Annotated in this window: 8 protein-coding genes and 1 pseudogene; 5 read left to right on the forward strand and 4 right to left on the reverse strand. The window is 63.4% G+C overall.

The genetic code is table 11. The features are described 5' to 3' along the window. Nucleotides 1-39 precede the first annotated feature (39 nt). The 3 genes and pseudogenes from BG457_RS12230 to BG457_RS12240 form a co-directional block, all read right to left on the reverse strand. A pseudogene (locus tag BG457_RS12230) lies at nt 40-402 on the reverse strand (integrase core domain-containing protein); the annotation flags it as partial. Nucleotides 403-713: 311 nt separating this feature from the next. Then, nucleotides 714-1,373: a response regulator gene (locus BG457_RS12235; protein ID WP_071797448.1), complete on the reverse strand. Its 660-nt coding sequence runs from the start codon at nt 1,371-1,373 to the stop codon at nt 714-716. Continuing rightward, on the reverse strand, nt 1,370-3,526 hold the full coding sequence (locus BG457_RS12240; RefSeq protein WP_071797450.1) for an ATP-binding protein: 2,157 nt from the start codon (nt 3,524-3,526) through the stop codon (nt 1,370-1,372). Before BG457_RS12240 ends, BG457_RS12235 begins: the two co-directional genes overlap by 4 nt. Before the next feature lie 198 nt (nt 3,527-3,724). On the opposite strand from BG457_RS12240, the gene BG457_RS12245 reads away from it, so the two are divergent. The 5 genes from BG457_RS12245 (at nt 3,725) to BG457_RS12270 (ending at nt 7,809) form a co-directional block, all read left to right on the forward strand. Beyond that, nucleotides 3,725-4,405, forward strand: a complete 681-nt coding sequence (locus BG457_RS12245) for a hypothetical protein (RefSeq protein WP_071797452.1) — start codon at nt 3,725-3,727, stop codon at nt 4,403-4,405. A 16-nt stretch (nt 4,406-4,421) separates the two neighbouring features. After that, complete coding sequence (locus tag BG457_RS12250) at nt 4,422-4,820, forward strand: hypothetical protein (protein ID WP_139257722.1); 399 nt, start codon at nt 4,422-4,424, stop codon at nt 4,818-4,820. Between the two features lie 109 nt (nt 4,821-4,929). Then, nucleotides 4,930-5,424, forward strand: coding sequence for a hypothetical protein (locus BG457_RS12255; RefSeq protein WP_139257724.1), 495 nt, complete (start codon nt 4,930-4,932; stop codon nt 5,422-5,424). Between the two features lie 19 nt (nt 5,425-5,443). Beyond that, complete coding sequence (locus BG457_RS12260) at nt 5,444-6,064, forward strand: hypothetical protein (RefSeq protein ID WP_071797458.1); 621 nt, start codon at nt 5,444-5,446, stop codon at nt 6,062-6,064. Nucleotides 6,065-6,594: 530 nt separating this feature from the next. Further along, complete coding sequence (locus BG457_RS12270; protein WP_139257726.1) at nt 6,595-7,809, forward strand: hypothetical protein; 1,215 nt, start codon at nt 6,595-6,597, stop codon at nt 7,807-7,809. Here BG457_RS12270 and BG457_RS12275 read toward each other — a convergent pair. Next, nucleotides 7,781-8,185, reverse strand: coding sequence for a hypothetical protein (locus tag BG457_RS12275; protein WP_071797464.1), 405 nt, complete (start codon nt 8,183-8,185; stop codon nt 7,781-7,783). The two genes, BG457_RS12270 and BG457_RS12275, sit on opposite strands and share 29 nt — an antisense overlap. Nucleotides 8,186-8,300 lie beyond the last annotated feature (115 nt).

Genomic DNA, 8,300 nt, shown 5'->3' on the forward strand with positions numbered 1-8,300 from the left:
CCTGTCCCCGCAACCAAAATCCACCATACAATCAATACACTACGCCCCGCCACCCAGCGGGGCTTTCGCATGTCCGCAGCCCGTCTCCGCGCAGTGTCCGTGTTGGCAGTGAAAATAATCCACCGCAGAGTCGCGCAGGGCAGGGGGAGCCAAGTTGCGGAAGATGGTCTCGTTGAGCAACTCGTCGCGCATGCTGCCGTTGAAGCGCTCGACGAAGCCATTCTGCATCGGCTTGCCCGGTGCGATGTAATGCCATTCGACCTGGTGTTCGGAGCACCATCGCAGGATCGCGTTACTGGTCAGTTCGGTCCCGGTGTCGCTGACAATCATGCCAGGCTTTCCGCAGCGCTCGATCAGGGCCCTCAGTTCACGCGCGACTCGGCGCGCTGCTATCGAGGTGTCATCGTGCGATCCGCGCTGACGATGTGGCAGGCCCGCCGCTCCGGCCGGCCAGGTTTGTGGCCGCTGCAGCTCACGCTGACAGCAGCCACAAACCTTAGACAATTCGGACGCTCCGCGCGCATCGGCGGTTCCCAAAAACGGGCGCAGGAGTAAAACACAATGGATATCCATTGGGAGTTATGGAATGGACACCCCCTGCGGCATCGATGTGCAATGATGGAGAGATTCGACGCTGTTTGAGTAGGCGTTCATGTCGGAAATTTCCAATGGATCCTGAACTCGGCAGAACAGACAGCACCTGGATCAGGACGTTACTTGCTCTTCCTGTTCGTAGCGGAGGCATCACCAAGGCCAAGCCTCGCTGCATGCCAGGAGGCTTCCGCACGCGAGGAAATGCCGAGCTTGCGATAGATATCCTTGATATAGCCCGCCACGGTGTTCACTGAGATTCCCAGCGTTTCGGCGACCTCGCCGTTTCGCAGACCCCGCCCGATCAGACCCAGCACCTCTCGCTCACGCCCTGTCAGATCATCGTCCGGGGCGGCCGGGCCTGTTCGCTTGAAATGCTCCATGATCCGACGCGCGACCGAAGGTGAGAGTGCGGGAATGCCTTCCGACACTTGCTTGAGTTGGCGGACAAGCAGATCTTGAGGCTGCTCCTTGAGAAGATAGCCCTGCGCGCCGGCCGAGAGCGCACCGACGATTGAAGCGTCATCGCCCATCACCGTGGTCACGACGCAGACCGTCTGGGGGCGGATGAGGCGCAGATTGCGCAACACGTCGAGACCGGACCCATCCGGCAGGCCGAGATCGATGAGCGCAATGTCATAATCGCGCGCCGCCACCTGTTCGATGCCGGCGCGCATGCTCGCCGCCTCATGGATATCGCAATCGGGAAAGGCCGCGCTGACGATCTCTGTCAGCCAGCGGCGGGTTTCGCTCACATCCTCGACGATGAGTATTTTCGTCATTGGGTATACCGTACACTATCTATCACGAACCGCGCCTCGATACGGGTGCCCTCGGCCCCGCTCGTGACATCGAATTGACCGCCCAGGCCCGTCACGCGCACCTGCATGTTGGCCAGGCCATTGCCGGCCTGGACGCTGCCGGGATCGAAACCGCCGCCATCGTCGGCGACGGACAGGATTATGGACTTACCATCAAGACGAATAGCGATGTCGATCATTTCAGGCTGTCCATGCTTGAGCGCGTTCTGCACCGCCTCGCGGACGACCGAGCGCACCGTATGGGCGGCGGCAAGCGGCAGGATCGCAGGACCGGCATTCTCCGCTTCCCATTTCATTTTCACGCCTGCGGCGAATAGATGCTCGGAGATTTGCGCGCGCAGATCGGCCAGCATCTCGTCGAAGGAGAGGTCGGGATTGGAGGCGTTGTTGATGATGTCGCGCAGATCGGTCAGCGTCTCTCGGATCATCATGTCCTTGCGGGCCAGCCCCCGGCTGTGCAGCGCCCCCATCAACTGCACGCCGATATTGTCGTGGATGTCGCGGGCTATGCGGTCGCGCTCCTCGGCGACACCCTTTTCATAGGCTTCCCGGCTTTCCATCGCATTGGCCAGCATGGTCACAAGTTCAGCTGCCAAGTCTGCATCGTTCAATGAAAACAGCTTTCGCCCGCCTTGTGCATGGTCCAATCGATAGCCTGGCAGGCCGCCGATACTGGGCACGGCGAGCGCAAGACCGTCATCGATCAACGCGGCGGCCTCCAGCTTGCCGGGTGCGATGGACAGCGGGCGAAAAGCATCCTCCAGCAGCGCCCGCCAGCGGGCCTGCTGGTCGCGGCCCGGCGGGGTGAGCGCCACATCCATTACCTGGCGGAACAGGTTCCCGCGCGCAGGCTTGGTGCGGCGCAGCACGAGACCCGCCAGCATGTCGCGCAGGGGCAACCAGACCAGAGCCACGATCAGCAGCGACAACGCGAAGGCCGGGGCGCGTTCATCGATGATGGTCACGATCAGGATTGCATCAAGGACCAGAAGCAGGAGCACCCCGACAACGTAAAACAGGATGCGGAATGCCCATTCATCAAGCTGAAACAGGCGATAGCGGGCGACTCCTAGCGCAACGCCCACATAGACCAGCAGGAAGAAAAGGAACGCTTCGCCCTGTGAGACGACGGCGCCGACCCCCAAGGCATTGGGCGCGATGACCGTGGCGACGAAAGCGCCCGCGCCCACGATCACCGCCAGCCCGAGCCAGGCAAGCGCCGCGCGGTCACGCGGGTTGCCGCGTGTCAGGCGAAACTGGAGGGCGACCAGAACCACGATGCTCAGCAGGGCCATGACGACCGCAAGATGAAAGCCTGATCCGGGCCCGTCCGCCAGTTGCAGGATGTCCACCATCTGCCAGGCGCCGAAGACCACGGCGGGAAACGCCAGCCAACGGGGTGATACCAACCTGCGGGGATAGACGAGAAACAACCCGATCATGCCGACGCCGAAAGTGGTCGCCCCGAAATGGTTGAGGGCGGAAAGAACCCGGAACAGCCCGCCCGGAAGCGCAAGCTCCCGCGTGGAATAGACGGCGGCAGGGAAAGCCGAGACCATCAGCCCTGCGCCGGCGAGCAGCAGGAAGCGCGTTGCCCACTCGCCGCGCCGCAAGGCCCAGATCCAGGCCCCGATCCAGAACCCGGCCAGCCCGACGCCGATTTGCATCCAGAAGGACGGGGGCAGGCTGGTGATGGGGCGCTGGCTCGGGGGCAGCACATCATCCCGCCGCAGGACCGAAAGATGTTCCGTCTCGATCTCCACCGGCTTCATGCCGAGCGCCTCGGCGATGGCGTCCTGCCGGGCAAAGAAGGCTCGCATGGCCGCGTAGCTGCCGAGGGCATCTGGTTCCTCGATAAGGTCCCCCGGCCCGATCTCGATCCTCTCGCCCCCGCGACCCGTGATCGCGACCAGAACGCTGGAGGGCGCAATCGCTTGCGCAGGACCATTCGGATTGACGTGATCGATCCAGGCCAGGTCGAGTTCAGCCTGAGACGTGACCCCAAGCCCCAGCCAGCGCTGCTCCATCGCCACGCCCAGCATGATCGCCGCCAGAATGACGCTGAGCGCAACCGCGGCTGAAAGCAGGACATTGGGCGTGAAGCGGGCGGACAAAGGCTAAATGCCTCCACTGGCAACAGACGAAATTCAAGGGTTGGAACCTCCGGGCCGACAGGCAGCGCCCGGCTGGTTCGTATTCCTGCATAACCTATTGCCGCCCCGCTTTGCCATAACCCCCCTGAACAGGGGGGTGCTGTCGTGCGTGCGCGCGCCTAGTCCTGTCGTCACGGGCGCAAACCACTGGTGGAGGCGATGGTACTGAACAGATTAGCGGCGTTCGCGACGGTGTTGGCCGCGTTGACGCTCGCCGCACCGGGAGAGGCACGGGCGGATCATCGCGAAGTCTACGCAGAGTCCTGCGCGGTCTTCTATTACCAGATGACCCGATCAACACGAGCGCCCGAGATCATTGCAGATTTTCAGCAGATCAACGAGCAGAACCGCTGGCTCACTCTGATCCAGTCGTTTGGCCTCGATCAGGACAATACTGTGGCGGCGGCGATATACGGTGTGGGCTCGACAGCGGCAGAGTTGCTCGTTCAGGATAAACTCGACTCTGAAGATCCCAGTTCCGGCGATAGAGTGACCGCGGTTTCAGCCCTCGCCGAGTGCGACCGCCTCTATGGATTCACACCCGTCGTCGCCCTCACAAACCAAGTCAGCGATTTTGACTGCGCTGTCGCCTATTGGCTGCTTGGCGCTTTCGAGGTCGGTCATCGGCAGACTGCACTGGAGCGGTCAGAGTTTGCCGGCGGCCTTTACCACATTGACAATCCCCTGGAAGAAGCCGCCGCTATCGGCCAACAGGTGATGACAGCGGGGCAGGCCCGCGGTCAGCGAATCCAGGAGGGTCAGGAATCCGTAGATGGGCTGAGGAGCGACCTTGCCGCCTGTGAGGCGAAATACGGCTTTGGCCAGACGGTCGGACAGTAGGCACGCCGGAATGATCATGAAGGCGCTCCCGATCATCATAGCAATGTCCATCGGCTTCACCTCAGGGCCTGCGAATGCACTCGAACGCACCGAGACCCATCTCAACTGCCTCGGCCTCTATGCCCTGCTCAGGATGGCGGCGCCGAACTTCGCCGACTTCGCCACCGAACGCATGGGCTACGCCCGGCAAAGCTATTTCCGCGATCTGCCCGTTCCCTCGCCCGTGCCCATGCCGCTGACCGGCGACGAGATCGAGGCCGAGACCCGTGCGCGGATGCGGACGCGTGGGAGGCAACTTACCGACGCGGAAACCGACGAGGATATCATGCGCGAAACCGACGCCTTCCTTGCCGAGATTCGCACCTGCGACGCCCGCTACGGCCTTACCCCGACCCCAATCCCCTGGCGGGATTGATCCCCCCTCTTCAGGGGGGGGGCGGGGCCGTGCCTGCCCGATCCTGCCGCTAGGATTGACGCTCCCGGCAAAGAAACGCGCCACCCGGCCGCAACAGAAAGATAGCCCCATGAAAGTGAGTTCCATCATTCTCGCACTCGCCATTTCCGCGATGTCCGCCCTTCCCGCCTGGGCGCAGATCCCCGCCTCCGGCGAAGGCGTCGGCGGCATCTATGCCGGGAGCTATCTGTGCGAAGATGGCGAACACGGCGTCGTGCTCGATATCGCGGTCAGCGAAATCGAGGGCCGAACGGAATTGCGCGTCCATGGGACGCTGGGCTTTGTTCCCGTTCTCGCCGGGGCGGATGGTGAATTTGCGGATGTCGCGGGCAGCTTCACGATCTCCGGTTTCATCCTGACAGAGCCACGCGGCGTCAACAATGCCGGCCATCTCCAGTTCCAGCGCGACGAGTGGCTTCTCGAACCGGAAGGGTACGCTTCAGCAAGTTTCCGCGGCCAGTTGACCCGGCGCGGTGACGGGTTGTGGCGGATCGCCGGAACGCCTCTGGCCGGGCCGACGTCGGAATACTGCTCCGATCTGATCGCTACGCGATTCCTGCCGTAAGCGGCGACGGATTGGCGCGATGACCAACGCCCGCGAACAGAGCCAGCATGGCCATGTCTTCCGCCCCGGTCCGTTTCACCGGCGGCGGGCCTATTGGCTGGACGGGGCCGTGCTGCAATGGCGTATCGGCTCCAGCGAGGGTCATGTGGCGCTTACAGATATCGCCTCCATGCGCCTCAACCTGGCTGAAGGGACCGGCGCGGCGTCGCGCTGTTTGCTCGTCGAACGAACAGGCCGGACTCACAAGCTCTCGGACATCTACTGGCCGCGCTGGACGAAGGACGAGCGCCGCTACTGGGGCCGGCTCCAGCGGCGCGATGCGACCTTCCGAGGCCTGACCTTCACCTTGGCGCGCCGACTGAAGAAGGCCAACCCTGACGCTGTTCTCCAGACAGGGCCGAGCCGAGCCGAATGGCTCGCTACCTGCGTCGTGGCCCTGCTTGCCGCCGCCATTGTCATCGGAGGGTTCGTACTGATAGTCGTTCACCGCAGGTTCGAGCCTGCTGCCGCTGCTTTCATGGCGCTTGCGGCCACCTACGTGCCCATGCTCTGGCCGATCATCCGTTCCGGCGGCCCAATGCCGTTCGATCCCGAAACCCTGCACAACGCCGCTCCACCTCCCGAGCGGGTGGACTGGTGATTCGGCGCTCCATCCCCCCTGAACAGGGGGGAGAACCAACCGCGCATCCCCGACAAGATGACATCGAAACCCATCGAAAGGAAAACCCCGATGAAGCGCCCGCTCAAACTCGCCCTGGCCCTGTCCGTCACCGCTCTCGTAGCCGCCTGCAGCGCAGAGGATATGGCCCATTTCAATTCCGGCGGTCCGGGCGTCTGGTCGAACGGCACCTCCTACGGCGCGTCCACCTCTGTTCGCACCTCCGGGCCCCCCAGATGCTACCAGACATCGCGCACGCATCAGACATGCTTCAACTGATGAGGCGCGTGTCGGGGCGTCGGCTCGGGGGCACGCTTGCGGAGTTCATGTCGGGCATCGTCCCCGCCGCCGTCGTCGCGGTGCCCGCGCATGCCCGACTGCCCTTCACGCTGCACGATTGCCTCGCGGATCTGCGACACCTGCCAGAACCATATCGCAAGGGACTGCGGGCCGCGTGCGGCGCTCCACCGTCCGACGGGACCGTTGAGGGCGGCTTTTGAGCGGTGGCAGCGGTGAGCGATCGCTACGAGCATCATTTCCAGGAGCACAGGGTTGAGCAGTACGACAATCTGCTGACGCTGGCGCGCTATCTGGTCGTCAATGCCGAAAAGATCGACGCCGCTGGCGGTCTGCTGTTCGATCACGCCTATATGCTCGATTTCGAGCCGATGCCCGAGGGTGTGGCCGCCGATCCCCCCGCCGCCATGCCGCCGCTGGCCTATGGTCCGCTCGCCGGAATCGCGGCACTTCCCGGTGAGGATTGGCAAGATTATTGCGGGCGCGCTTTCGGCATCGAAATCCGACCCTGCGACCCCTTTTGCCTGTGGCTGCAATCGCCGCTCTGGGCCAGGACCGAGCCGAGCGCTTTGGGAGCGGGACTGAGGATCGTCCACGTGCTCGATCTCGGTGTGCCGCACGACCATATCGAGATCGCCATGGGCCAGGCCCATACCGACTATGACCGCAGCGGCTTTCTGTGGGACAGACTCGACATGGTGCCGCATCCCGGCACATTGTCCCTGCGTCAATGGCCCGAATGGATTGGCGCGCACAGGCTCAACGCAGGCCGTGCTGCCATCACGCTCAATGCGGACAATCTGCGCCAGACGCTGATCGAGCACGGTATCGCCCGGCCAGAGGACATTGCGGGCCTGAGCGGCGAGGACATCCGTCAGCTCGAATTCACGACCGGCCCCATGCCGCAGAGTTACCGGCAGGTGCTCGCCCTGATCGGCCACCGCGCCGGCCGGCTGGTGGACGACCGCGAGTTCCAGATCTACGCCGATCAGTTGCCCGAGGTAAACCGGATGGGGCGCGAAAGGCGCGCGGAATGGGTGGCGGAGGGCGGTGACCCGGTTCCCGACGACGCCATCTTCATCGGTGCACGCTATGGCATGTCGCCCTGGTTCATCCTTGCCGAACCCCGCGCCGACCATCCCCGCGCGGATAGCCCGGTCTTTTTGTTCGATACGGATACGGGAAAGGTCAGCCAGGTCTCGATCAGCGTCTGGGCTTGGGTCGAGGGGCTGGTCCGCGATGCCGAAACCTTCATCGCCGAAGGCATCCCTGAGAAGAACGCCCGCCGGGGCCATCGGCCGGAACTTCCGCCCCTGGCGATGAAGTACAAGCGGCAAGCGCAAAGGGATCGCAATATCACCATCGCCATGATGGCGGGCGCAGTGCTGCTCGGTGTCCTTCTCAGCCTCTTGTATCTTTTGACGACCTGATCGGCGTGAACAGTCGGCGCGCGATCCAGGTGCAGACGGCCGCCGCCAGCACGTGCGCGGCAAGCAGCGCGCCGATCCATTGCACCAATCCTTGCGGTGGCACGACCGCAGTGGCCGCCAGCGACGTCAGCAGCCAGAATGCGAGCGCGGCGACCAGTGCGCCCCGCCAGGTGATTCTGCCCTTGCGTCGATCGCGGAGCGCAGCGACAAGGCCGACGCCTGCCGCCGATACGATTCCGAATATGTAGGCGATGATCCCCGAGACAATGGTGCCGACCACGAGGCCGCCCCAGAACAACCGGGCGATGTCCCCGAATTTGCCGTTCGCGACCTCAACGCTCACGACGTAGACCGTGAAGAGCCCGTTGACTCCCATGGCGCCAATCAGAGGACCGAGCAAACCGTAGAGCGCGATAATTCCCGCAAAGCGTTTCCATGAATGCAGATGCGGTCGTCCTTGACCCACCACTGCCTTGTCTTATGATTTTCTC

This window comes from Natronohydrobacter thiooxidans, assembly GCF_001884735.1.
Classification (GTDB): domain Bacteria; phylum Pseudomonadota; class Alphaproteobacteria; order Rhodobacterales; family Rhodobacteraceae; genus Roseinatronobacter; species Roseinatronobacter thiooxidans_A.